Origin of the sequence: Halorubrum sp. AS12, from assembly GCF_051122765.1 — an archaeon.
Classification (GTDB): Archaea; Halobacteriota; Halobacteria; order Halobacteriales; family Haloferacaceae; genus Halorubrum; species Halorubrum trapanicum.
In genome coordinates, this window is sequence record NZ_CP185385.1 from 1,443,599 (window position 1) to 1,466,435 (window position 22,837).

Below are 22,837 nucleotides of genomic sequence, written 5' to 3' on the forward strand. Positions count from 1 at the left end.
CACCGGCGGCCGCGAGACAGCACGCGCGAGGGAGTCAGTCGCCGGAGCGAAGCGACGGCGACTGACGAGGCTGGGGAGGCGTGAGGTGCGGTGCGGTTGCGGTCGGGCGGGACACAAAGGGGCAGTCGCGAGGGCGGCGCAGGCGAAGAAAGGACCGCAAGGAGCGAGCGAAGCGAGCGACTGAGGACCGCAGCGAGCGTGCGCCGCCCTCGCGACTGGGGCTTTGGCGGTGTCGTCCGTCAGTCTGGTAGCAGCTATTTATAAGTGATCGGCTGGGACTTCGGAAGTCGTCACCGCACCGGCGACATTTTATAAACAGACGGCTACCTCTCCGCGCGAAATTTATAAGCAAACCACGTATAGCGACGGGCTTAATCGCCCGAGCGCCCAAGATCCACCGATCACATAATGGCGGAACCGTCGGGAATGGACGCGTTCGCGCACCTCGGGAGCGAGCTCCGCGAGGCGCTCTCGGACCGGGGCTTTGCCACGCCCACGGAACCCCAGCGCGAAGCGATCCCGCCGCTCGCCGACGGGAAGAACGCCCTCGTCCTCGCGCCGACGGGTACCGGGAAGACGGAGACCGCAATGTTACCCGTCTTCGACGCGGTCGTCGACGCCCGGAACTCGCCCGGCGACCAGCCCCGCGACGGAATTTCCGCCCTCTACATCACCCCCCTCCGCGCGCTCAACCGCGACATGATGGACCGGCTGGAGTGGTGGGGCGACCGCCTCGACGTGGAGGTCGCGGTGCGTCACGGCGACACCACCCAGTACGAACGCAGCAAACAGGCCGACGACCCGCCGGACGTGCTGATCACGACGCCGGAGAGCCTCCAGGCGATTCTCACCGGCTCGAAGATGCGCGCCGCGCTCGAAGACGTCGCACACGTCGTGGTCGACGAGGTCCACGAGCTCGCCTCGGCGAAGCGCGGCGCCCAGCTCACGGTCGGCATGGAGCGACTCCGCCGCGTCGCCGGCCCGTTCCAGCGCGTCGGTCTCTCCGCAACGGTGGGCGACCCCAAGGAGGTCGGGCGGTTCCTCGTCGGCACCGGGAAACGCGACCTCGACCACCCCGGCGACCGCGTGTTCGAGACGGTCGAGGTCGCGGCCGGGACGCGAACGGACGTGCGCGTCCTCGATCCGGAAATCACCGACCGCGACACGACCCTCGCCGGCGAACTCGCGGTCGACGAGACGACCGCGAGCCACGTGCGGACGATCCGCGAGATCGTCGCCGAGAACGAGTCGACGCTGATCTTCGTCAACACGCGGCAGACCGCGGAGGCGCTCGGCTCGCGGTTCAAGACGCTCGCCGAGAAGGAACGGGAGGCGGCGAGCGGGGGCGGCGCGAGCGACGCGGACGCCGCCCCCACCGAGATCGAACTCCACCACGGATCGCTGTCGAAGGAGGTCCGGATCGACGTGGAAGACCGGTTCAAGTCGGGCGATCTGGACGGTCTCGTCTGTACCTCCTCGATGGAGCTGGGGATCGACGTGGGTCGGGTCGACCACGTGGTCCAGTACGGAAGCCCCCGCGAGGTCGCCCGCCTGCTCGCAGCGCGTCGGGCGCGCGGGCCACCGCCGCGACCTGGTCTCCGAGGGGACCGTCGTGGCGCAGGGCGGCGACGACACGCTCGAAGCGCTGGCCATCGCGCGCCGCGCGGGCGAGGAGCTGGTCGAGCCGGCGAACATCCACCACGGCAGCCTCGACACGGTCGCCAACCAGGTCGTCGGGATCGTGATGGACGAGGGGGAGGTCCACGCCCGCGAGGCGTACGAGACGGTCACGAACGCCTACCCGTTCAGGGACCTCTCGGAGCCGCGGTTCCAAGAGGTCGTCCGCGAACTCGACGGGAACCGCCTGCTGTGGCTCGACGAGGAGACCGACACCCTCGAGAAGTCGGGCGGCACCTGGCAGTACTTCTACGCGAACCTCTCGATGATCCCCGACGAGTCCACCTACGAGGTGTACGACATGTCCTCGCGGCGCGGTATCGGCACCCTCGACGAGCAGTTCGTCGTCAACTTCGCCGGGCCGGGAGAGACGTTCGTCCAGCGCGGCGAGATGTGGCGGATTACGGAGATCGACGAGGAGGAGGAGCGCGTGAACGTGACGCCGATCCCCGACCCGACCGGCGAGGTTCCCTCGTGGGTCGGCCAAGAGATCCCCGTCCCGAAGCCCGTCGCGGAGGAAGTAGGCCGAATACGCGGGGAGGCCGCGGCCGCCTTGGAGGCCGGCTCGACGCCGGAGGCGGTCGCAGGCGACCTCGCCGAGCGGTACCCGACCGACCGAGAGACGGTCGCAGCCGCGCTGAAGTCCGTCGTCGACCACGTCGAGGCCGGCCACCCCGTCCCCACGGACCGCCGGATCGTGATCGAGGGGAGCGCGCGCACCGTCGCTGTCAACGCCGCCTTCGGCCACGAGGTCAACGAGACGCTCGCGCGTCTGCTCGCCGCGCTCGTCGGCCAGCGCGCCGGCTCGTCGGTGGGGATGGACGTCGACCCGTACCGGATCGAGTTCGAGGTCCCGCACGGCGTCGACCCCAGAACGTTCCGGGAGGTGCTGGAGACGACCGACCCCGACCGGCTGGAGGCGTACCTCGAGCTCGCGGTGAAGAAATCGGACGCGCTGAAGTTCACGCTCGCGCAGGTCGCCGCGAAGTTCGGCGCGGTAAAGCGGTACAAGGAGGGGCGGGGCCGGTTCGGCGGCGACCGCCTGCTCGCGGCGCTGGAGGACACGCCCGTCTACGACGAGGCGCTCCGCGAGGTGTTCCACGCCGACCTCGCCGTGCCGGAGACCGCCGAGCTGCTCGCGGAGATACAGGACGGCTCCCTCGCGGTCGAGATCGCCCGCGAGCGCACCCCGCTCGGCACCGCGGGTCGCTCGGCCGGTACGGAGTTCCTCGTGCCCGACAACGCCGACGCGGACGTGATCGAGACGGTCAGAGAGCGGATTCAGGAGGACCGCGTGATACTCTTCTGTCTCCACTGTGCGGACTGGAAACACACGACGAAAGTTCGTCGCGTCCGCGACCAGCCCGAGTGCCCCGAGTGCGGCTCTACCCGGATCGCGGCGCTCAACCCGTGGGACGACGAGACGGTCGCCGCGGTGCGCGCGACCGACAAGGACGACGAGCAGGAGCGTCGCACCGAGCGCGCCCACCGCGCCGCGAGCCTCGTCCAGACCCACGGGAAGCGAGCGGTGATCGCCTTGGCCGCCCGCGGCGTCGGTCCCCACAACGCCGCGCGGATCATCAACAAGCTCCGCGAGGACGAAGAGGAGTTCTACCGCGACGTGCTCCGGCAGGAGCGCGAGTACGCGCGCACGCAGTCGTTCTGGGATTAGCTCGCGCCGCAAGTCGAATCGGCTCGCGACCGGGCCGAGACCGACTCGCAGAGACTCCCGTTTTTAAGTGCCGGACGAACGAACCGGGCGGCATGGACCTCTCCGCCGCCGTCACGGCAACGACAGCGACCCTCCGTCGACGCCCCGCAGACGTCCTCCCCTTTACCTCCTCGGCACCGCAGTACCGGTTATCTCCCGGCTCGGCGTGTTCGCCGCGCTCGCGGGAATCTACGTCCACCTCGAACTCACCGGGCGGCTCGCGGCCGCCCGCGACGCGCTGGGCGGGATCGAACCGCCGCCGGAGACGCAGGACCCCGAGGCGCTTCAGGCGTGGGCCGAAGGGTTAGCACCCGCGTTCGAACCCCTGCTGACGCCGACCGTCGGGATCCTGTTCACCGCCGGCGTGCTCGTCACGGTTCTCCTCTCGATCCTCGTGTACGCCGTCGTCTCGGCCGGCCAGCTCTCGGCGGTGATCGCGAGCCTCCGTGACGAGCGCGGACTCGTCGGGGGGATCGCGGGCGCTCGGTCCCGCTGGCTCACGTTCCTCGGGCTGTACGTCGCCGAGCTGCTCCTCTGGATCGGCGTCGTCGCGCTCGGGTCGATCGCGGTCGGCGCGGCGTTCCTCGCGAACCCGTTCCTCGGCGCCGCCGTCGCGGTCGCCGCCCTGCTCGTCGGGTTCGTCGCCCTCGTGCTCGTTCGAATTCTCTTCGCGTTCGCGCCGGTGGCCGTCGTCGTCGACGACGCCGGCGTGGTCGGAGCCGTCGAGGGCGCGGGCGGCTTCGTGCGGTCGAACCCAGTCGACGCCGCCGCGTACCTCGTGGTCGCGATCGGCGCGCTGGTCGCCGTCGCGTCCGTCGCCTCCGGCGTCGCGTTCCTCGGCGGCGGCGCCGTCGTCGCGCTCGCGAGCGCGGTCGTCGTCGCGCCCGCGCTCGACCTGTTGAAGACCGTCCTCTACGGCGACTACCGCGGGACGGTCGACCCCGTCTCGCCGCCCGAGACCGGCGTCAGGACGCAGCTCGTCGGCGGTCTCCGGCGCGGGTGGCGCGAACTCGGCGGGTTCGTCCGGTCGACACCGGGCCACCACGTCCTCGCGGTCGCGGTCGCGATCGGGTTCGGCGCGGTCGGCTGGCTGGCCGCCGCGCCGTTCGCCGAGACGATCCCGGCCTCGATCGAGGGGCGGATCGCGGGACAGATCCCGCCCGTGGCGACGCTGACGTACTTCGGAAACAACTGGGGGGTCGCGATCGCGACCGCCTTCTCCGGGGTCGGTCTCGTCGTCCCTGCGCTCTCGTCGCTCGCGTTCAACGGTCTCGCGCTCGGCGCCACCGCCGCCTTGGAGCAGAACCTCCCGGTGCTCGTCGCGTTCGTGGTCCCGCACGGGATCTTCGAGATCCCCGCGCTCGTCATCTCTGGCGCGCTCGGGATCCACCTCGGCGTCGTCTCGTGGCGGGCGTTCCGCGGCCGCGCGAGCCGCGAGCGTTTCGCCGACGCCGTAGAGACCGCCTTCTGGGTGACCGTCGGGCTCGGGATCCTGATCGGCGTCGCCGCCGTCATTGAGGGGTTCGTCAGCCCGTACTACTGGCAGCTGTTCCTCTAGGCCGCACCCGAGCGGTCGCCCGCCCGCAGCCTTATTACCACGTACCCGAAGCGACGGTATGGAGCCGCTCGTCGCCGTCATCCTCGTCGGCGTCCCGCTCGCGTGGCTCGTCGGCTTCGCCGCCTACGCGTACGTCGACGCGCCCAAGCACGGAATGAATCCGCGAAAGTGGGCGCTCATCTCGTTCGCCGTCCCGCTGTTCGGCTTCCTCGCGTACGTCTTCGAACGCGACGAACTCGACTACGACCCCGAGACCGACCCGTACGCCGGGGGCGACGACGGCCGGACCGGCGGGTTCGCCGTCCACGAGTCGCGACAGGGAGAAAAGCGGCTCGGCCTGGCGGGAACAGAGGCGGACGACGACGACGCGGACGACGAGTGGGACGACCCGGACGGCGTCGACCTCTGACGGGACGACCGAACCAGATTCCGATCAGCACGGAGGCGGCAGCGGGCGAGACGACATTTAAACACCGGAGAGCGGATCGCGTCGACATTTATTAGGGAAAGTGCGGTCGGCGCGTGCCGACGAGCGCCCGCAGGGCGCGAGTCGCACGCGCGAGGGAGTCGCTCGCCGCAGGCGAGCGACGAGGCTGGGGAGGTCTGAGGTGCTGTGCGGGGCGGGACTCGAAGGGGCGGTCGCGAGGCGGGCGCAGGCGACGCAAGGACCGCAAGGAACGAGCGCAGCGAGTGACTGAGGCCCGCAGCGAGCGTGCGCCCGCCTCGCGACCGGGGCTTCGGCGGTGTTCGCCGTCAACCGGTAGTTCGTTATCTATAAGCGAGCGGCTGGGGCTTTGGAGGTGTTCGCCGCCGATTCACAATCAGCCATTTATAAACGGTCGCCGTCGGCGTTACCGTTCGACGAAAGCGATCAGTCGTAAAAGTCCTAAATCGCGTCGCGGAGCGCCGCTCGACGGCGGTCGAGGTCGAACGCGGCGTTGGGCGCGTCGAGCCGGTCGAAGAACGCGAACGCGTCCGCGCCCGCTTCCTCCGCGTGGCGGACCAGCGCCTCGATCGACGCGCGATTCAGCGCGAACGACTCCAGTTTCCCACAGCAGAGCGCCAGCGCGACGCCCGCCTCGCCGGACGGGAACGCGGAGTCGACCGCGGAGAGGTTCGGGTCGGCAGGCGCGCTACCTTCGAACCCCGCCTCGGCGGCCGGAACGACCCGCAGACACCGGGTACAGATCGCGGCCGCGTCGGCCGGGGCGTACTCGCGGAGCGCGGGCGGCACCGCAAACGCGACCGCGTCGGCGTCGCAGTGAGGACAGGACATATGTGGGAGAGGCGCCGCTCGGAACTTAAAAACGACTTCTCGGGAGTGCGATACGGGCCGCGAACGGGGACGAGGATAGAAAGGAGAAGAGATCGCAGAGAGAAAAGGGCCGACGCGCGGTGAGCCGTCAGTCGGCTGGCTCCGGCTCTTCGGTCTCCGCGGCCGCGACCTCCGCGGCCGCCTCGGCCTCCTCGGCGGCCTCCTCTTCCTCCTTTTTCGCCTTGATCTTCTTCATGCGGAATATCTCCTCGCGCTCCTGCTCTTCGAGCTTCTGCTCGATGTACTCCTGGTTCTCGTAGAGCGTCGGGAGCAGCGTGAACTCCAGGGCGTTCACGCGGCGCTTCGTGGTCTCGATCTCCGTGAGCATCTTCTTCATCGCCGTCTCGACCTCGGCGGCGAGGATGATCGATTCGAGCAGCTGCTCGTAGGCGTCGGCGGCCTCGTCGATCCGCGCCGAGGAGCCGAGCAGGCCGTAGCCGCGCTCGTCGAGGCTCTTTTGCACCTTCGAGGACTCGATCTGCGGGACCACGACGCCCATGATGTTCTTCGACTGGGTCGTGATCTCGGGGTGCTCTTTCAGCGCCGCGGCCGCGCCGCGGACGGCGACGTCGCCCTCCATCGCGCGGGCCATGTCGATCTTGCGCTGGGCCGTCTCGTAGTTCGCGGACACCTCCGACCGAACGTCCTGCGCCTGGTCGAGGATGTCCATGAACTCCATGATGAGTCCGTCGCGCTTCTGTTCGAGCGTGTCGTGACCGCGCTCGGAGAGCTCGATGCGGTCCTCGATCGCCATCAGGTTCTTGCGCGTCGGTTTGACGTCCTTGGCCATCTTGTTGGGGTACGGTTCCGCTCCGAAGCGGATAATTCTTTTCAGTCGTGACGTGCCCGCAGAGGAGATCGGCGTCCGCGCGCCGACGGAGCCGTCGGCCATAGATGATACATAAAAGGGAATCCCGGAAGGGATCGTGTGCCTCTGACGGCCGCGGGCGGTCGCTTCCGACGGTCGAGTTCGGAACGGCGACTCCCGCTCGGGTCCGGTGGGGCAGCGGCGGGGACGCGACCCGGTGGGACCCGCGGCGATCCGTCGGTACGGATCGCGTGACTCGTCCGGCGAGATTCGTCCCGCCCGCTCCGGCTACGCCCGTCGCCAGCCGGCGTAGCCGAGCAGGCCGGCGACGAGGAGCGCCAGCGTCGGAGCCAGCGGCGTCGGCAGCGAGCCGTCGGTGACGCTGCCTTCCGCGGGCGCGAGCGTGGCCGAAAAGCCCGACAGGTCCGCCCCGGACTCCCACTCGGCGCTCGCGGCGCCGGTCTCGGACGCCGGGGTCGTCGCGTCCGCCTCGACCGTCGCGTCCGCGAGCGCGTATCCGTCGGGTGCGACGAGCACGAACGGCCGGTCCGGGCGGAACTGGCTTTCGAACGGCTCGCTCACGACCAGTCGGTCCCCATCGACGGTCGCGAGGCTCGTCCAGGTCGCAGAGAGCCGGACGACGCCGGTTCCGTTCGCCGATTCGAACTCGGTCCGCACGTCGGAGACGCTCATCTCACGTTCCGTCTCTGTCGCGGTCCGCTCGGCGATCCGCGTCATCCGATCACCGAACCGGGCCGTGACGTTCTCCGGCCGCTCGCGCAGCTCCTCGAACGCCGCCTCGTCGTCGGCGTCGGCGAGGTCGTACGTCAGTACGAGCGTGACCGTCGCGTCGCCGTCGGCGTCGAGCGCGACGACGAACGCCGACCCCTCCTCGACCGCCGGCCCCGTTTCGGGACCGTCGAGCGCCGCGACGCTCGGAACGAGGAGCGCGCCGATCACCGCGATCGAGGCGACGGCGGCGACGGCGGTGACGGTCCGACCGCGGGAACGAATCACTCGTCGTCCTCCGCGTCGTCATCGTCGTCTTCCTCGTCATCGTCCTCCGCGTCATCGTCGTCGTCCGCGTCATCGTCGTCGTCCTCCGCGTCGTCACCCTCCTCGTCGGCGTCATCGCCGTCCTCGTCCGCTTCGTCGCCGTCCGCGTCATCGTCGCCGTCCGCGTCATCGTCAGCGTCTTCGTCGTCCGCCGCTCCGTCGGCGTCCTCGCCGCCCGCTTCGTCGTCGGCCGCGTCGAACTCGATCTCGAGTTCGCCGTCGCGGTCGCCGTCCTCGACCTCGATTTCGACCTCGTCGTCGGCCGGCAGCGTCACCGTGATCTGCCCGGCCGCGTCGGTCGTTCCGACGGACTCGTCTTCGACCTCGACGCTCGCGCCCTCGACAGGGGTGCCGTCGGCGTCGGTCACTTCGACCGTCACCGTCGCGCCCGGACCGGGGTCGCCGGAGACGACGGCGACGGAGAGGTCGTCCCCGTCGCGGTCGTCGTCTGCGTCCTCGCCGTCCGCGTCGTCATCGTCCTCCTCGTCCGCGTCGCGCTCGTCGACATCGACGTCGTCGGCCGCGAGCGTGCCGTCCGCGCCGACCTCGAACTCGATCTCCGCCTCGAACGCGCCCTTCACGAGCGTGACCTCCAACCCGTCGTCGACGGCCGGCGCGTCGAACGAGAGGGTCCCGTCCGCGTCGGTCGTCCCGACTCGCTCACCGTCGACGTAGACGGAGACGCCCTCGACGCCCTCGCCGTCGTAGGTCACCGAGACGTCGACGGTCCCGTTCTCGACGGAGCCGTCCACGGAGAGTCGGTCGCCGAAGTCGTCGTCGCGGTCGTCATCGTCGTCCGAGCCGAGCGTGATCTCCAGTTCGCCCTCCCGGTCGCCGTCCTCGACCTCGATGTCGACCTCGTCGTCGTCGGGCAGCGTCACCGTAATCTTTCCGTCCGCGTCGGTCGTCCCGGCGGCCTGGTCGTCGAGTTCGACCGTCGCGCCCTCGACGGGCTCGCCGGCGGCGGTCACGCGGAGCGTCACCGTCGCGCCCGGCTCGGCCGTGCCGTTGACGATTGAGATCGAGAGGGGAGTCTCGTCGGCGTCGTCGCCGTCGTCCTGCTCGCGCGGTTCCGTCTCCTCTTCGAACTCGAACACCTCACCGGTCTGGCCGTCGACGCTCACCTCGGCCTCGCCGGTCGTCTCCGGGCCGAAGAAGGTGAACTCGAACTCGTAGTAGCCGTCGTCCTCGTCGCGGTCGGCGGACCGAAGGGTCCACTCGCCGTCGGCGTCGGTCGACAGCTGTGCGGTGGCGGCCGTGAGCGCCTCGCTCTGTGTCACGTCGAAGCTCCCGTTGCCGGGCTGATCGCGCTCTATCTCGCGCGACCGCTCGCCGTCGTCGCTCTCGACCTCGATGGAGACGCCGCCGTCGACCTCCAGCGAGAACTCGCCGTCGCGCTCCCCGGTGTACTGCGCGAGCAGCGCGCTCGCGCCGGTTCCCGTCACGCGGGTGAGTCGCTCGCGGGCGTCCGCGTTGGCGTTCCGGTCGTAGCCCGCAGCGCGGAGCTCGATGTCGGAGGTGTCGTCGGCGCCGTCCGCGACCCGCTCGAAGCCGCGGTCGACCGTCCGGGCCTGCCCGGCGAGGACCGCGATCCGCTGTGCGAACTCGCCGCGATCAGATCTCGCCGTCCTCGTAGGCGACGCGGGCCTCGCGCTGGTCGGCGACGATCTCGTCGGCGCGCTCGCGGAGCGTCGCGGACCGCTCCGCGAGGAGCGCCGCGCGCTCGGACTCGTTCGCGTCCTCGAGCGCCCCGTCGAGCGACGACGCCGCCACGTCGCCCGACACCTCGTCGTCGGTGACGGCGATGATCGTCGCGAGCTGCTGTCCGACCGTCGCCCGCGACGCGCCGTCGCCGGCGTCGGTGTCGTTCGCGTTCTCGTCGCCCGTCGCGTTTCCATCGTTCGTCGCGTTCTCGTCGCCCGTCGCGTTCCCGTCCGTCTGTGCGGAGACGGTCGACGCGTCGAGACGTTCGGCCGTCGCGTCGGCGGCGGCGGTCGCCCCGAGCGCACCGCCGGGAACGGAGCCCACGAGGAGCCCCAGCGCCACCAGAACCGTCAGGAGTCGTGTGCCGTACATTACGGATGCGCCGACGGGCGCCACCCACATATACCGGTCAGACCGTGGCGGTCGGTTGCGCTCTGTTTCGCCGCGTTTCGCGTCGACAACCGACCGTTGCGCCGATTTGCGTCGGATTTCGCGGTCCCGACGCGAGACTATCTGTGGGTTTAACCCCGACCGCGGGAAACCGTACGCCAATGAGTCGACGCGATCGGACGACCGTCTCGATCGCGGTCCTCGTCGTCGCCTGCTGTCTGGCGGCGATTGCGGTCGCCGCTCCCGCGGGCGCGCAGTCCGCAGCGGTCCCGCAGACCGACGACCAGCCCGCCCCGGACAACACGATTACGCGGATCGATCTCGCCGCCGACGGCTCGGCGACGTGGGAGATCACCCTCCGGACCCGACTCGAAAACGACTCCGACGTCACGGAGTACGAGCGGTTCCAAGAGCGGTTCCGCGCGAACACGAGCCGCTATCTCGACCCGTTCGCCGAGCGGATGTCAGGCGTCGTCGCGGCCGCGAACGGCTCGTCGGACCGCGAGATGCGCGCGACCGACTTCGAGGCCGAGACCGGGATCCAGGAGGTCCCCCGCCGCTGGGGCGTCGTCAGCTTCCGGTTCACGTGGACCGGCTTCGCCGCGGTCGACGGGGACGCGGTCGTCGTCGGCGACGTCTTCGCCGGCGGATTCTTCATCGACGACGACGACGCGCTGGCCGTCTCAGCGCCGGACGGGTACGCGGTCGAGTCGGTCGCTCCGGAGCCGGACGACGCCGGCGACGGGACGGTCGAGTGGCGCGGCCGCGAGGACTTCGACGACGGCCGACCGAGCCTCCGGGCCGCACCGACGACCACCGGCGACGGCGGCGGCGAGGGGGAAGACGATGGCGGTGAGGGGGCAGGCGGCGGAGCCGACGCGGGCGGGACCGAAAACGTCGTCCCGCTCGCCGCGCTCGGCGCTCTCCTCGTCGCAGCGATCGGACTCGGCGCCTACGCAGTGCGGAGCGGTCGACTCGATCGCGACGGCCCGAAGGCCGCCGACGAGTCACTCGCCGGAGAGCCGGGACCGGGCGGCGACGCGGGGCGGACGGACGACGACGCGTCGCCGAACGGCGGTTCGAGCGCGGACGCCGCCTCCACCGACGAGCGAAACGCGGTCGACCCCGAACTCCTCACCGACGAGGACCGGATCAGGCGCGCGCTCCGCGAGCGCGGCGGACGGATGAAACAGTCCGAGGTGGTCGAGGCGTTCGGGTGGTCGAAATCGAAGACCTCCCGCGTGCTCTCGCGGATGGCCGACAACGGCGAGGTGGAGAAGCTGCGGATCGGCCGCGAGAACGTGATCGATCTGGTCGAAGACGAGGAGTAAGCCGCCGGCGCGGCCGCTGCCAGCGGGCGAAAAGTTGAAGAAAATGCCGATTCAGTCGGCCGCTTCGACGACTTCGCGCTCGGCGTCGTCCTCGCGGTAGTGCTCCTCGATGAACTCCTCGTCGATCCGGTTGAGGGCGTCCTTCGGCAGCATCGAGAGGAGGTCCCAGCCGATCGACAGCGTCTCCTCGATGTCGCGGGTCGTCTCGAAGCCCTGGTCGATGAACTCCGACTCGAACGCGTCCGCGAAGTCGAGGTACTTGTTGTCCAGCTCGGAGAGCGCCTCCCGACCGACGATGTTCACGAGGTCGCGGAGGTCCTCGCCCTCCGCGTACGCCGCGAACATCTGGTCTTTCACGTCGGCGTGGTCCTCGCGGGTGAGCCCCTCGCCGATCCCGTCGTCCATCAGCCGCGACAGGCTGGGGAGGACGTTGATCGGCGGCTGCAGGCCCTGACTGTTGAGGTCGGGGTCGACGTAGATCTGCCCCTCCGTGATGTACCCGGTCAGGTCCGGGATCGGGTGGGTGTCGTCGTCGCCCGGCATCGTGAGGATCGGGATCTGCGTGACGGAGCCGTCGCGGCCCTTGATCCGGCCCGCGCGCTCGTACAGCTGCGCGAGGTCGGTGTACATGTATCCGGGGTACCCGCGTCGGCCGGGCACCTCCTCGCGGGCCGCGCCGATCTCGCGGAGCGCCTCGCAGTAGTTGGTCATGTCCGTCAGGATGACGAGGACGTGGTAGTCCTTCTCGAAGGCGAGGTACTCGGCCGTGGTGAGCACCATCCGCGGCGTGACCGTCCGCTCGACGGCGGGGTCGTCCGCGAGGTTCATGAAGACGACCGAACGCTCCAGCGCGCCGGTCCGCTCGAAGTCCTCCATGAACTCGTTGGCCTCCTCCTGAGTGATCCCCATCGCGCCGAAGATGACGGCGAACTCGGAGCCGTCCTCGTCGTCGTCACCCTCCTCCTCTTCGGGCACGCTGGCCTGCCGGGCGATCTCGCATCGCCAGTTCGCTGTGCGGCTGGCCGGAGCTGGAGAAGATCGGGAGCTTCTGGCCGCGGACGAGCGTGTTCATGCCGTCGATGGCTGAGACGCCCGTCTCGATGAACTCCTCGGGGTACTCCCGGGAGTACGGGTTGATCGCCGCGCCGACGATGTCCTGTCGCTCCTCGGGGACGATCTCCGGGCCGTCGTCGATCGGGCGGCCGGAGCCGTCGAGCACCCGCCCGAGGAGGTCCTCGGTGACGGGCATCTTCATCGTCTCGCCCAGGAAGCGGACGGACGCGTCTCTGTCGATACCGGAGGTGCCCTCGAAGACCTGGATCGCGACCACGTCCTCCGAGGATTCGAGCACCTGTCCGCGCAGCGTCTCCCCCTGTGCCGTCTCGATCTCGACGATCTCGTCGTAGCCGATCGCCTCGTCGACCTCGGCGTACACGAGGGGACCGCTGATCTCGGTGATGGTTTGATACTCTTTCATGGTCAGTAGAGGCTCCGGAGCTCCTCGGTGATCTCCGCTTTGAGATCCTCGACGTACTCCTCGTAGTCCTCTTGGACGCCGATACGGTTAATCCGCGGGGCCGACTCGATGTCGACGATCTCCTCGACCGGGACGCCGGCGTCGAGCGCGTCGAACGCCTCGTCGTTGAACGTCTGGATCGTCGTCAGCATGAGGTACGTCTTCTCCGGCGGACAGAACGTGTCGACCGGGTGGAACGCGTTCTGCTGGAGGTACGCCTCGCGCAGGTAGCGCGCGACCTCCAGGGTGAGCTGCTGGTCGTCGGGCAGGGCGTCCTTCCCGACGAGCTGGACGATCTCCTGCAGCTCCGTCTCCTCGTCGAGCACGTCGACCGCCCACTGGCGCCGCTCGGCCCAGTCGTCGGCGACCTCGTCTTCGAACCAGGGGTCGAGCTGGTCTTTGTACAGCGAGTAGGACTCGTTCCAGTTGATCGACGGGAAGTGGCGGCGCTCCGCTAAGTCCGCGTCGAGCGCCCAGAACGTCTTCACGATACGCAGCGTGTTCTGGGTGACCGGCTCGGAGAAGTCGCCGCCGGGCGGCGACACCGCGCCGATCGCGGAGACGGACCCCTCCGTCCCGTTGATGTTCTCGAAGTAGCCGGCTCGCTCGTAGAACTGCGCCAGGCGGGCGGCGAGGTACGCGGGGTACCCCTCCTCGCCGGGCATCTCCTCCAGCCGGGAGGAGATCTCGCGCATCGCCTCCGCCCACCGCGAGGTGGAGTCGGCCATCAGCGCCACGTCGTACCCCATGTCGCGGTAGTACTCGGCGATCGTGATCCCGGTGTAAATGGAGGACTCACGCGCCGCGACGGGCATGTTCGAGGTGTTCGCAATGAGCGAGGTGCGGGCCATCAGCGGGTTGCCGTTGGCCGGGTCCTCCAGCTCGGGGAAGTCCTCGATGACCTCGGTCATCTCGTTGCCGCGCTCGCCGCAGCCGACGTAGACGATGATGTCCGCGTCCGCGTACTTCGCGAGCTGGTGCTGGGTGACCGTCTTCCCGGAGCCGAACGGCCCGGGGATCGCGGCCGTCCCCCTTCGCGATGGGGAACAGGCCGTCGAGGATGCGCTGGCCGGACACCAGCGGCGTCCGGGGCGTCTTCTTGTCGTTGGCGGGGCGGGCCTCGCGCACCGGCCACTCCTGCGTCATCGAGACCTCCTCGCCGTTGTCGAGTTCGACGACCGTCTCCGTGACGGTGAAGCTGCCGGCCTCGGCGGCGACGACCTCGCCGCCCTCGTAGTCCGGCGGCACCATGACCTTGTGGTCGATGGTGACCGTCTCCTCGACGACGCCGACGATGTCGCCGGGTTCGACGACATCGCCCGCCTCGACCTCCGGCTCGAACTCCCACTCCTCCTCGAGGTCGATACCGGGCGCGTCGACCCCGCGGTCGAGGTACGGACTGCCCATCTTGCCCTCCAGCACGTCCAGGGGACGCTGAACGCCGTCGTAGATGGCGTCCAGCACCCCCGGGCCGAGGTCGACCGACAGCGGCTCGCCCGTGTTCTCGACGGGTTCGCCGGGGCCGACACCGGAGGTCTCCTCGTACACCTGAACGGTCGTGAGGTCGCCCTCGATCTCGATCACTTCCCCCATGAGCCCTTCGTCGCCGACGTAGACGACGTCGTTCATGCGGGCGTTGAGATCGCGGGCGGTCACGACCGGACCGCTCACGCTCTGAATGACGCCGTTGTCTGTCTCGGCGTCGGTTGTGTCTGCTTTGCTCATATTAGTCGTCTTCCTCCATCAGATCGATACCGATGGCGCGTTTGATCTGGTCGCGCAGCCCGCCGCTGCCGGCACCGGAGCCGCCCAGCGTCACGAGGACCGGCTCGATGCTCCCCTCGACCGCCTCGCGGGTCCCCCGCGAGAGGTGGTCGAGGTCGTCGTCGTGCATCACGATGATGCCGACGCCCTCGTCCTCGAGCGTCCGCTCGACGGCGTCGTCGAGCTTCTCGTCCTTCTCGTCGTCCGGGACGTTCTCGAACGCCCGGACGCCGGCGAGGCGGAATCCGGTCGTGAACTCCGGGCTGCCGACGACCGCTATCTCCTGGCTCATGTTATCACCAGCTCCGATTCGATCTCGTCGGGCGAGAGACCGGCCTCCTTCCCGCGGGCGATCGCCCGGATGTTCTCCGTCTCGCGCTCCTTCGCGAGGATGTAGGAGATCACCGGAGTGACCGACACCGGGTGGATCGTGCCGAGCCGGTCGCCGTACGCCAACAGCGCGGCGTCGATCGCGTGCTCGAACGCGATGAGGCTGTCCGCCTCCTCGAGGTCGCGCAGCGCGGGACCCAGCTCCTCGCCGTACTGGCTGTCGCCGATGTACTCGACCAGCTCGTCGAGGTTCTGCGCCAGCCGCGCGAGCGACGAGCGGGTGAACAGGTCGCCCCCCTCGATGAAGTACGCCGCGGGGTCGATGTCCGCGCCCGAGCGGGCGAGCCGGAGCGCATTCGTCGCGTTCCGGAAGTCGACCTCCGCCTTGAGGAACGACTCGTACTGCCGGGTCGGCTCGTCGCCGCCGAGCCCCGAGAGGAGCCGCTCGTAGAACGCGCGGTCGATCGCGTTCTCTAAGGGCACCAGCACGTCCGTCTCCTCGTACTCGGCGTACGCCTCGCGCAGCGGCTCCCCGTAGATCGTGTCTTCGAGGACCTCGATCACGCCGTCGACCGAGTCCGCCTCCAGCAGCCGGCGGATCCGCCGGTCGTCGAACTCGCCGGCGCGGATCAGGTCGACCTCGACGGCCGACTGATCCGCGTCGGTGTAGACGCCGCGAATGACCGTCTTCACGTTCCAAGCGTCGAACTTCCGGAGGTACCGGGCGATCAGGTCGTACAGCGACCCCTCGCTCCAGTCGAGGATGGCGTCGAACTGCTCGGCGAGGTTCCGGTTCAGCGCGTACTCGATCAGGTCCACGCCGCCGTGGCGGCTGCCGAGCGCGTTGATCTCCGCGCCGTAGCTCGACTCCTCCATGAACCGGGCGATCTCCGCCGGTCCCATCCGGGTCAGCTTCCGGTACTCCTCGTCCCCGAAGAGGCTGCCGCGGCGGGCACGAACCCGCGCGACGACGTACTCGGGGTTCGAGCTGCCGGCAGCACTCATTGGTCGAACAGTCGCTCCGAGATGTTCTTCAACTCGTCGTCCCAGACGGACTCCAGGACCGAGTCGAACGTGTTGTTCACGCGAACGCGGGAGGTGTCGCTCTCGGCGACGACGCCGCCGAGGCAGTCGACTTCGCCGTCGACCTCGGCGTTGCGGTCCGCGACGAGGTCCTCGAGCAGCTCGACGTCCTCGGCACGGGTGTAGACGGCGACGTCCTCGTCGTCGTCGAACTCCGCGAGGCTCGCGTCGAGCAGGGCCTCGGTGAGCTCGCGGCGGTCGTCGCCGTCGAGACCGGCTATCGCCGCCTCGACGTCGTCGCGAACGTCCTCGAGGACGTCGCGGCGGGCGCCGAGCCGCTCCTGTTTGGCCTCGAGCTTCGCCGAGGAGAGCGTCTGTTCGCGCTCCTGGTCGATCTGGTCGTCGACCTCGGCGAGCCGCTCCTCGCGGATGCGCTCCGCGTCGGTCTCCGCCTCGGCGACGATCTCGTCGGCCTCGGCTTCGGCCTGTTCGCGGATCTCCTCCGCACGCGCGCGGGCCTCATCTTCGACGTCCTCAACGACAGTTTCCAAACTCATTGTAAAATGAGGTCGTTGTTACAGGAACAGGAAGACGACGACCAGTGCGAGGATGACGATCGTCTCGGGAAGGACCGTCAGGATGAGCCCGTTGACGAAGAGGTCATCGTCCTCGGCCATCGCTCCGACGGCGGCCGACCCGATACCGCGCTCCGCGTATCCCGCACCGAGCGCGGCCAGCCCGACGGCGAGAGCGGCGGCGGCGGCGGGGTTATTCAGCGTTCCACCGGTCGACAGTACGAGGTTCCCGAGTTCGTTGGTAGCTTCAAACATTGGTAGTAGTTGCTGTTGCTCGTCTCCGAACGGTTGCTATTTGCCCCTACAGGAGTCATAAAGCTTCCCAAAACGACCGAACGAATCCGGGAGAACGACGGGGAAAGCGGCGGCTACGGCGGTCAGATACCCGACAGAATTGCCGGGTTCGACCGCACGCGAAGCGGCGAGACCGACCGGCGGCCGACTACTCCGGTCGTCAGTCGTCGCGGGTGTACTTCCGGTCGCGACCGAACGGGAGGTACGCCCGCCCGCCGCCCTCGTAGAAGTTTCCGAAGAACTCCACGTATTCGAGGCGCACAGCCTGAATACCGGCGGACGTAATACCGAGCAGGAGGACGACGAAGTGTCCGACGACGGCCACGAGGACGCCGCCGACGAGGGCGAGGACGCCCACGGCGCTCGGGTCGAACGCGGTCGTCAGTCCCGAGAAGACCATCACGTACTCGCCGCCTTCCGCCACGGTGTGTCCCTGGACGTACGAGAGCTGTCCCGGCGTGAAGATGAAGTGGAAGCTCCCTTCGCCCTCACCGTCGATGTACGCGCCGAACGCGAGCAGGTTTACCGCGAGCGCCATCCCGCCCTTCGCGAGCAGGACGGCCATGAGCCGGGCGTACGAGATGGCGTTGACGAGCGGCGAGAGGAACTCGGCCAGCTCCGGCGGCTCACCGATCCCGAGTAAGACGAGCCCGAGACCGGCGGCCGCGCCGCCGGCGTAGCCGACGACGGCCGGAAGTCCGGCGAACGGGACCATCCCGAACGTGAGGAGGGGCACCGCCTCGAACAGGAAGTCGGGCTTGAAGCCGGCCAGGTGCTGGCTGAACACCCAGATCCACGCCCCGTTGAGAATCAGCAGCCACGAGCCGGCCTCGTACAGGGCGTGTTTGAAGTCGTGGTGCTGGTACGTGCTCACGAATGAGAGGACGTGTCCGGCGTTCAGGTGGACGATACCGAACACCACGCTGGCGACGAGGAAGGATAGTCCCCAGTTGAGGTCGGCGGGGGAGAGACCCTTCCCGGCGACCGGCCAGTGGATGCCCAGCAGCTGGTAGGCGTGATAGCCGAACACGTCGATGCCGAAGTAGATCCCGAACAGTATCGTGAATCCGCCGGCCCACATCGCGACCGAACCCAGCTCGCGGAACGCGCCCTCGTAGTTGGAGTACATGAAGTACCCGATAGCGGTGTAGAGGACCCCGTAACCGACGTCGCCGATCATGAAGCCGAACATCGCCGGGAACGTCAGGAAGACGAGAAGCGTTGGGTCGAACTCGGAGTACTTCGGCCGCCCGAATGCCTGAACGAGCAGTTCGAACGGACCGGCCGCGCTCCCGTTGTCCTGGACGACCGGCGGGTCGTCGGAGCCGTGCGCCGCGTGGCCGCCGTCGGTGGCGGCCTCGCGCTCGGCGGTCGCGTCCTCCGCGTCGCCGGCTGCGGTCGGGGCGTCGGACTCCTCCGCGCCGCCGGTCCCGTCGTCGACAGGCTCGGCGTGGTGGTCGCCGTCGGGCGTGAAGGAGGCGCGTTCAAGCTCCTCGACCTCGGCGTGGTCACCCACCGCGTCGACGACCGCCGCCTCGAAGTCGGGGTAGGTCTCGGTCGGCACCCACCCCTCGGCGACGAAAGCGTTCTCCGTGGTCGCGAAGGAGAGCGGCGCCTCCTTCTTCTCGGCCTCGATGGTGAGCTGCTCTTCGGCGCGAAGCAGGAAGCCGGCCGCCTCCGCTTTCACCGACTCCAGCTCGCTTTCGACGCCGTCGAGCTCGTCGCGGAGGTCGGCCTGCTCGGCCTCCAGCTCCGCGACGTACTCCTCCGGACTCGCGTCCGCGTCCGGCACGTCGAGCAGCGCGATGTCGACGCCGACGAGCGCGTCCTGAACGACGCCCTCGGCGTCTCGGTCGGCCGGTCGCGCGACGATGGCGAGCACGTCGCCGCCGACGAACACGTCGAAGACATCGACCGAGTCGGCCTCCGCGAGCGCCGCCTCGACGGCGTCGGGCTTCGCCTCGCCGACGACGACCTCGACGGAGTCGTAGCCGCGCAGGTACTCCAGGTCGATACCCAGCTCGGCGAACGGCTCCATCCGGTCGATCTCCTCCTGCCGGTCGCGGATCGCGTTCTGAAGTTCGTCGCGCCGGTCGTTGAGTTCGTTGACCCGCTCGCGGACGCGCTCCAGCTCGGCGACGAGCTCGTCGTCGTCCAGCGACCGGGCGACGTCGGCGTCGTCCTCGTCGACGTCGAGGATACTTTCGAGCGACCGGACCGTCACGAGCCGCTCGTTGACCGTCTCGGCGCCCTCGAGGGAGGTCCCCGGCTCGAATCCCTCGTACCGCTCGTCGTAGTCGGTGACGTGCAGGGAGTGGTGGGCGTACGCCGCCTCGATGACATCGTCGATGACGCGCTTCGAGCCCGTCACCGACACCCGGCTCATCCGCTCAGGCCTGAGCATCCACCGCCTCCTCGGCCTGGTCGTGAACCGCCGCCTCGAACCGCTCGACGGCGTAGTCGACGGCCGATTCCACCCGGTCGCGGGCCTCGCGTTCGAGCTCGTCGCGGTCGGCACGCCCCGATTCGAGGATCTCCTCGCGTCGCTCCTCGATCTCCTCGCGGGCCGTTTCGAGCCGCTCTTGGGCCTCAGACTCCGCCTCCTCCTCGGCCTCGGCGCGGATCTCGTCCGCGCGCTCTCGAGCCTCGGCGAGGCGCTCCTCGGCGTCCGACTCCGCGTCCGCGATGATCTCGTCCGCCTCCCGTTCGGCCTCCTTGATCGAGTTGAGCACCTCTGGTCTCGCCATGCTACTAATCGCCTGAAACTCTACAAGCGACGTATAAGGTGTTTGCGAAAGCCCGCGGGGGTTCGGAGGAATTCGGCGGCGTTTCCGGAGAGATTCCGGGGGGACTCGCCCGGTGCGTCGGCCGACTCCGGGCGTCGCCGCCTACATTTAAGTACCAGTCGCCGGACCCTCACCGTATGGCAACGGTGTATGCGGTCGCGTCGGCGAAAGGTGGCGTCGGGAAGACCACCACGACCGCCGCGTTGGCGACGATTCTGGCGGACTCGGGCGCCGACGTCGTCGCGATCGACGCCGACCTCGGCATGGCGAACCTCGCGGGCGCCGTGGGCGTGACGCCCGGCGAGACCACCCTCCACGACGTCCTCGCCGGCGAGGCGGAGCCGACAGCGGCGGTCCGCGCGGGACCGTCCGGACTCCGGGTCGTCCCGGGGGCGACCGACCTCGACGCGTACGCGGCGGCGGACCCGTCGGGACTTCGGCGAGTCGTCGAGGCGTTCGACGACGCGGATTACGTGTTCGTCGACGCGGGCGCGGGGCTGTCCCACGACTCGACGCTCCCGCTGGCGATCGCCGACGAGACGCTGCTCGTCTCGACGCCGGAGCGGAGCGCGCTCGGCGACACGGAGAAGACGCGACAGCTGACCGAGCGCCTCGGCGGCACGGTCGCCGGCGCCGCGATCACCCGGGTCACCGACGACACCGACGAGGTCGTCACGGCCCTGCTCGACGTCCCGGTCCTCGGCCGGATCCCGGACGACGAGGCCGTGGCACGCGCCGCGGCGTCGAACCGTCCCCTGCTGGCCGTCGCGCCCGACGCGCCGGCGACGCGCGCGTACCGCGACCTGGTCCGAGCGCTGACCGGCGCCGACGTCGACGGGGCGGGACTCGACGAACCCGCGGCCGACGCGGTGAGCGGAGGCGGGGACGGCGACGACGAGGACGACCGCGAGAGCGAATCGGCGGCAGCCGACGACGCGGTGATCGTCGACGACGAGCCGGAGGCGGCGGGCGATGAGGACGACGACGCGGTGATCGTCGACGACGAACCGGAGACGGCGGCGGGCGATGAGGACGACGCCGACGACAGCGAGGAAACGGATGAGCGGGACGACGCCGGCGACCGAGAAGCGGGGGAAGGAGCCGGCGAGGAGGGGTCCGAGTCGGACGACGGCGAAACCGCCGAGGACGATGACATCATTGTCGCCGACCCCGACGCGACCGGGGTCGCGGAGCCGGGCGACGGCGACGACATCATCGTCGCGAGCGAGAGTGAAGCCGGCGGCGAGACCACGGACGGAGACGTCGACGCGGCCGATGCCGACGACGGCGCGGCCGATACTGACGACGCGGCCGACGACGCCACCGGTACCGACGACGCGGCCGACGACGACGCGGCAGATGCCGACGACGGCGACGACGCCACCGATACCGAACGCGACGAGACGGCGAGCGAGTCGGTTGATGCCGATACCGACGAGGGCGACGGCGGCGAGGAGAACCGAATCGACGCCGAAGACGAGACCGACGACCGCGCCGCCGGCGAGGGACCCGCCGAGGGCGACCGCGACGGCGGGACCGAAGGCGACGACTCGGGGGCGATCCCCGACGCAGAGTCGGGCACGATTCCCGACGCGGACGAAACGGCTCGAACGACGGCGACCGAGCGGACCGGGTCCGGCGACGATGTCGACGACGAACTGGCCGGCAGCATCCCGTTCCGCGACGACGACACCGGGACGATGAACACCGTGCTGTCGGAGGAAGACGCGGAAGACGGCGGGGACGACGACGAGAGCGCGGACGACGAAGCCACTGAGGAGTCATCCGCGGACGCAGACGACGAGGAAGACGGAGGGTTCTTCAGCCGGCTACTCGGTCGGTGACCTCCGTCAGGCCTCCGAGGGAGCGCGGGCGCGGTCGCGGATCAGCTCGCGGATCTCCTCGGGGTCCGTGACCGCCGCGAGCTCCTCGCAGGAGACCAGGGCCGTGCCGTCGACCGACTCGCGCTTCTCGTCCTCCTCGGTGAAGTACACCGAGCGGGTCTGGGCCACCTCGCCGATGGAGGACATGATCCGGGCGCGCTTCTCGGCCGCGGCGGTGAACGCCGAGTGGCCGGTGAGCACGCGCGTCGCCGGGCTGTCCTCGTCCTCGGAGACGGCCTTGAACGGGGCGCGGGCGGTCGGGTGGACGGTGAAGCCGGCGCTCGTGAGCACGTGGAGGACGTGTTCGTCGTCCGGGTCCGCCTCGGGCGCCGACGGCGTCGGCTCCGAGTCGCGGACGTCGTCCGCGCCGTCGAGCACGTCGACCGGGCTGGAGAACGGCTGGTCGAACAGCTCCTCCAGCTGGATCGCCACCTCGATGGAGGCGTTCATCCCGTCCTCGTACTTCGAGACGGTGCGTCGAGAGACGCCGAGTTCGTTCGCGAGCCGGCCGAGCGACCAGCCGCGCTCCTCGCGCTCGTCGGCCAGCAGGTCGCCGTCGAGGCTGACGTACAGCCCGCCGGGGGCCGCGTAGATGAGCGGGGGCATTCCCTCGACGAACAGGTCGTAGGCGGTGTCGGGGTTGATCACCGGCACGCCGTGTCTGAAGTAGACGACGCCGGGCTTCAGCTCCTCGTCGCGGGTGCGGATCCCGATCACCATCGGCGTTCCCCTGAGGTACTCGCCGAGCCGGCGCATCTCCGCGCCGGTCTCCGCGTCGAGCGCGTCGACGTTGCCGAGGATCTTTAAGAGGAGGAGGTCCTCGTCGCGGCGGGCCGCCACGTCGAAGCTCTTGGGCCGGACCGCACACCGGTCGCTGACGAGGAAGCCCGCGTCCTCCAGCATCGCGGTGACGTTCCCGATGAGCGCAGTCCGGGACATACCCGAAGTTAGCGTCTCGCCGCATATATGCGTTGTGTCGTCCGTCCCCCGACGAAACGCCCGCCCGCCTGCGATTTTCCGCGTTCGGGGCGGGAAACGGTTAAATACTCGACCGGCGCCGCGAGCGCCTCCGCGGTCGGCGGGCGCCTCCTGGCCGCCCTCGAAAGGGGCTTGACC

At 69.5% G+C, this 22,837-nt stretch carries 15 protein-coding genes and 4 pseudogenes; 5 read left to right on the plus strand and 14 right to left on the minus strand.

The features are described from left to right. The first annotated feature begins 408 nt into the window (after positions 1-408). The 3 genes and pseudogenes from ACODNG_RS07295 (at position 409) to ACODNG_RS07305 (ending at position 5,355) form a co-directional block, all read left to right on the plus strand. Positions 409-3,349 (plus strand): annotated as a pseudogene (locus ACODNG_RS07295) (DEAD/DEAH box helicase). A gap of 92 nt (positions 3,350-3,441) precedes the next feature. Then, positions 3,442-4,946: pseudogene (locus ACODNG_RS07300) on the plus strand (stage II sporulation protein M). Between the two features lie 58 nt (positions 4,947-5,004). Continuing rightward, entirely contained in the window at positions 5,005-5,355 is a 351-nt protein-coding gene (locus ACODNG_RS07305) for a hypothetical protein (RefSeq protein ID WP_434520788.1), read from the plus strand. 477 nt (positions 5,356-5,832) lie between these two features. Here ACODNG_RS07305 and ACODNG_RS07310 read toward each other — a convergent pair whose 3' ends face one another. The 5 genes from ACODNG_RS07310 to ACODNG_RS07330 all read right to left on the minus strand — a co-directional run bounded on the left by ACODNG_RS07310 (position 5,833) and on the right by ACODNG_RS07330 (position 10,201). Beyond that, complete coding sequence (locus ACODNG_RS07310; RefSeq protein WP_434520789.1) at positions 5,833-6,222, minus strand: DUF6276 family protein; 390 nt, start codon at positions 6,220-6,222, stop codon at positions 5,833-5,835. Between the two features lie 127 nt (positions 6,223-6,349). Continuing rightward, complete coding sequence (locus tag ACODNG_RS07315; RefSeq protein ID WP_434520790.1) at positions 6,350-7,051, minus strand: V-type ATP synthase subunit D; 702 nt, start codon at positions 7,049-7,051, stop codon at positions 6,350-6,352. Positions 7,052-7,357: 306 nt separating this feature from the next. Further along, on the minus strand, positions 7,358-8,086 hold the full coding sequence (locus ACODNG_RS07320; RefSeq protein WP_434520791.1) for a DUF7345 domain-containing protein: 729 nt from the start codon (positions 8,084-8,086) through the stop codon (positions 7,358-7,360). Beyond that, positions 8,083-9,570, minus strand: a complete 1,488-nt coding sequence (locus ACODNG_RS07325) for a hypothetical protein (RefSeq protein WP_434520792.1) — start codon at positions 9,568-9,570, stop codon at positions 8,083-8,085. The genes ACODNG_RS07320 and ACODNG_RS07325 overlap by 4 nt, the downstream gene beginning before the upstream one ends. Before the next feature lie 169 nt (positions 9,571-9,739). Next, positions 9,740-10,201: a DUF7096 domain-containing protein gene (locus ACODNG_RS07330; protein WP_434520793.1), complete on the minus strand. Its 462-nt coding sequence runs from the start codon at positions 10,199-10,201 to the stop codon at positions 9,740-9,742. Positions 10,202-10,380: 179 nt separating this feature from the next. Here ACODNG_RS07330 and ACODNG_RS07335 point away from each other — a divergent pair, with 179 nt between their 5' ends. Then, a complete protein-coding gene (locus ACODNG_RS07335) occupies positions 10,381-11,550 on the plus strand; it encodes a helix-turn-helix transcriptional regulator (RefSeq protein ID WP_434520794.1) in 1,170 nt (389 codons plus the stop codon). A 51-nt stretch (positions 11,551-11,601) separates the two neighbouring features. Here ACODNG_RS07335 and ACODNG_RS07340 read toward each other — a convergent pair. The 8 genes and pseudogenes from ACODNG_RS07340 to ahaH all read right to left on the minus strand — a co-directional run bounded on the left by ACODNG_RS07340 (position 11,602) and on the right by ahaH (position 19,799). Then, a pseudogene (locus ACODNG_RS07340) lies at positions 11,602-13,027 on the minus strand (V-type ATP synthase subunit B). Between the two features lie 2 nt (positions 13,028-13,029). Then, positions 13,030-14,791 (minus strand): annotated as a pseudogene (locus ACODNG_RS07345) (ATP synthase subunit A). 1 nt (position 14,792) lies between these two features. Then, positions 14,793-15,122: a V-type ATP synthase subunit F gene (locus tag ACODNG_RS07350; RefSeq protein ID WP_209545859.1), complete on the minus strand. Its 330-nt coding sequence runs from the start codon at positions 15,120-15,122 to the stop codon at positions 14,793-14,795. Continuing rightward, positions 15,119-16,165 (minus strand): V-type ATP synthase subunit C, encoded by a 1,047-nt coding sequence (locus ACODNG_RS07355; protein ID WP_434520795.1) that lies wholly within the window; start codon positions 16,163-16,165, stop codon positions 15,119-15,121. The genes ACODNG_RS07350 and ACODNG_RS07355 overlap by 4 nt, the downstream gene beginning before the upstream one ends. Beyond that, entirely contained in the window at positions 16,162-16,740 is a 579-nt protein-coding gene (locus ACODNG_RS07360) for a V-type ATP synthase subunit E (RefSeq protein WP_434520796.1), read from the minus strand. The genes ACODNG_RS07355 and ACODNG_RS07360 overlap by 4 nt, the downstream gene beginning before the upstream one ends. A gap of 18 nt (positions 16,741-16,758) precedes the next feature. Further along, positions 16,759-17,013, minus strand: coding sequence for a hypothetical protein (locus tag ACODNG_RS07365; RefSeq protein ID WP_209545864.1), 255 nt, complete (start codon positions 17,011-17,013; stop codon positions 16,759-16,761). Positions 17,014-17,212: 199 nt separating this feature from the next. Beyond that, on the minus strand, positions 17,213-19,438 hold the full coding sequence (locus ACODNG_RS07370) for a V-type ATP synthase subunit I (RefSeq protein ID WP_434523075.1): 2,226 nt from the start codon (positions 19,436-19,438) through the stop codon (positions 17,213-17,215). A 4-nt stretch (positions 19,439-19,442) separates the two neighbouring features. Further along, on the minus strand, positions 19,443-19,799 hold the full coding sequence (ahaH, locus tag ACODNG_RS07375; RefSeq protein WP_209545866.1) for an ATP synthase archaeal subunit H: 357 nt from the start codon (positions 19,797-19,799) through the stop codon (positions 19,443-19,445). Between the two features lie 176 nt (positions 19,800-19,975). Here ahaH and ACODNG_RS07380 point away from each other — a divergent pair, with 176 nt between their 5' ends. Continuing rightward, a complete protein-coding gene (locus tag ACODNG_RS07380) occupies positions 19,976-21,682 on the plus strand; it encodes a P-loop NTPase (protein WP_434520797.1) in 1,707 nt (568 codons plus the stop codon). Positions 21,683-21,688: 6 nt separating this feature from the next. On the opposite strand, the gene ACODNG_RS07385 is transcribed toward ACODNG_RS07380, so the two are convergent. Beyond that, positions 21,689-22,660 carry a transcriptional regulator gene (locus tag ACODNG_RS07385; RefSeq protein ID WP_209545869.1) on the minus strand — a complete coding sequence of 324 codons (972 nt, stop codon included), beginning with the start codon at positions 22,658-22,660 and terminating at the stop codon, positions 21,689-21,691. Positions 22,661-22,837 lie beyond the last annotated feature (177 nt).

Excerpts from the sequence above, each read along its gene's own strand:
- ACODNG_RS07350 (WP_209545859.1), bottom strand. The coding sequence starts at position 15,122 with ATGAGCCAGGAGATAGCGGTCGTCGGCAGCCCGGAGTTCACGACCGGA.
- ahaH (WP_209545866.1), bottom strand. The coding sequence starts at position 19,799 with ATGGCGAGACCAGAGGTGCTCAACTCGATCAAGGAGGCCGAACGGGAG.
- ACODNG_RS07370 (WP_434523075.1), bottom strand. The coding sequence starts at position 19,438 with ATGAGCCGGGTGTCGGTGACGGGCTCGAAGCGCGTCATCGACGATGTC.
- ACODNG_RS07365 (WP_209545864.1), bottom strand. The coding sequence starts at position 17,013 with ATGTTTGAAGCTACCAACGAACTCGGGAACCTCGTACTGTCGACCGGT.
- ACODNG_RS07330 (WP_434520793.1), bottom strand. The coding sequence starts at position 10,201 with ATGTACGGCACACGACTCCTGACGGTTCTGGTGGCGCTGGGGCTCCTC.
- ACODNG_RS07310 (WP_434520789.1), bottom strand. The coding sequence starts at position 6,222 with ATGTCCTGTCCTCACTGCGACGCCGACGCGGTCGCGTTTGCGGTGCCG.
- ACODNG_RS07305 (WP_434520788.1), top strand. The coding sequence starts at position 5,005 with ATGGAGCCGCTCGTCGCCGTCATCCTCGTCGGCGTCCCGCTCGCGTGG.
- ACODNG_RS07385 (WP_209545869.1), bottom strand. The coding sequence starts at position 22,660 with ATGTCCCGGACTGCGCTCATCGGGAACGTCACCGCGATGCTGGAGGAC.
- ACODNG_RS07380 (WP_434520797.1), top strand. The coding sequence starts at position 19,976 with ATGGCAACGGTGTATGCGGTCGCGTCGGCGAAAGGTGGCGTCGGGAAG.
- ACODNG_RS07335 (WP_434520794.1), top strand. The coding sequence starts at position 10,381 with ATGAGTCGACGCGATCGGACGACCGTCTCGATCGCGGTCCTCGTCGTC.
- ACODNG_RS07355 (WP_434520795.1), bottom strand. The coding sequence starts at position 16,165 with ATGAGTGCTGCCGGCAGCTCGAACCCCGAGTACGTCGTCGCGCGGGTT.
- ACODNG_RS07360 (WP_434520796.1), bottom strand. The coding sequence starts at position 16,740 with ATGAGTTTGGAAACTGTCGTTGAGGACGTCGAAGATGAGGCCCGCGCG.
- ACODNG_RS07315 (WP_434520790.1), bottom strand. The coding sequence starts at position 7,051 with ATGGCCAAGGACGTCAAACCGACGCGCAAGAACCTGATGGCGATCGAG.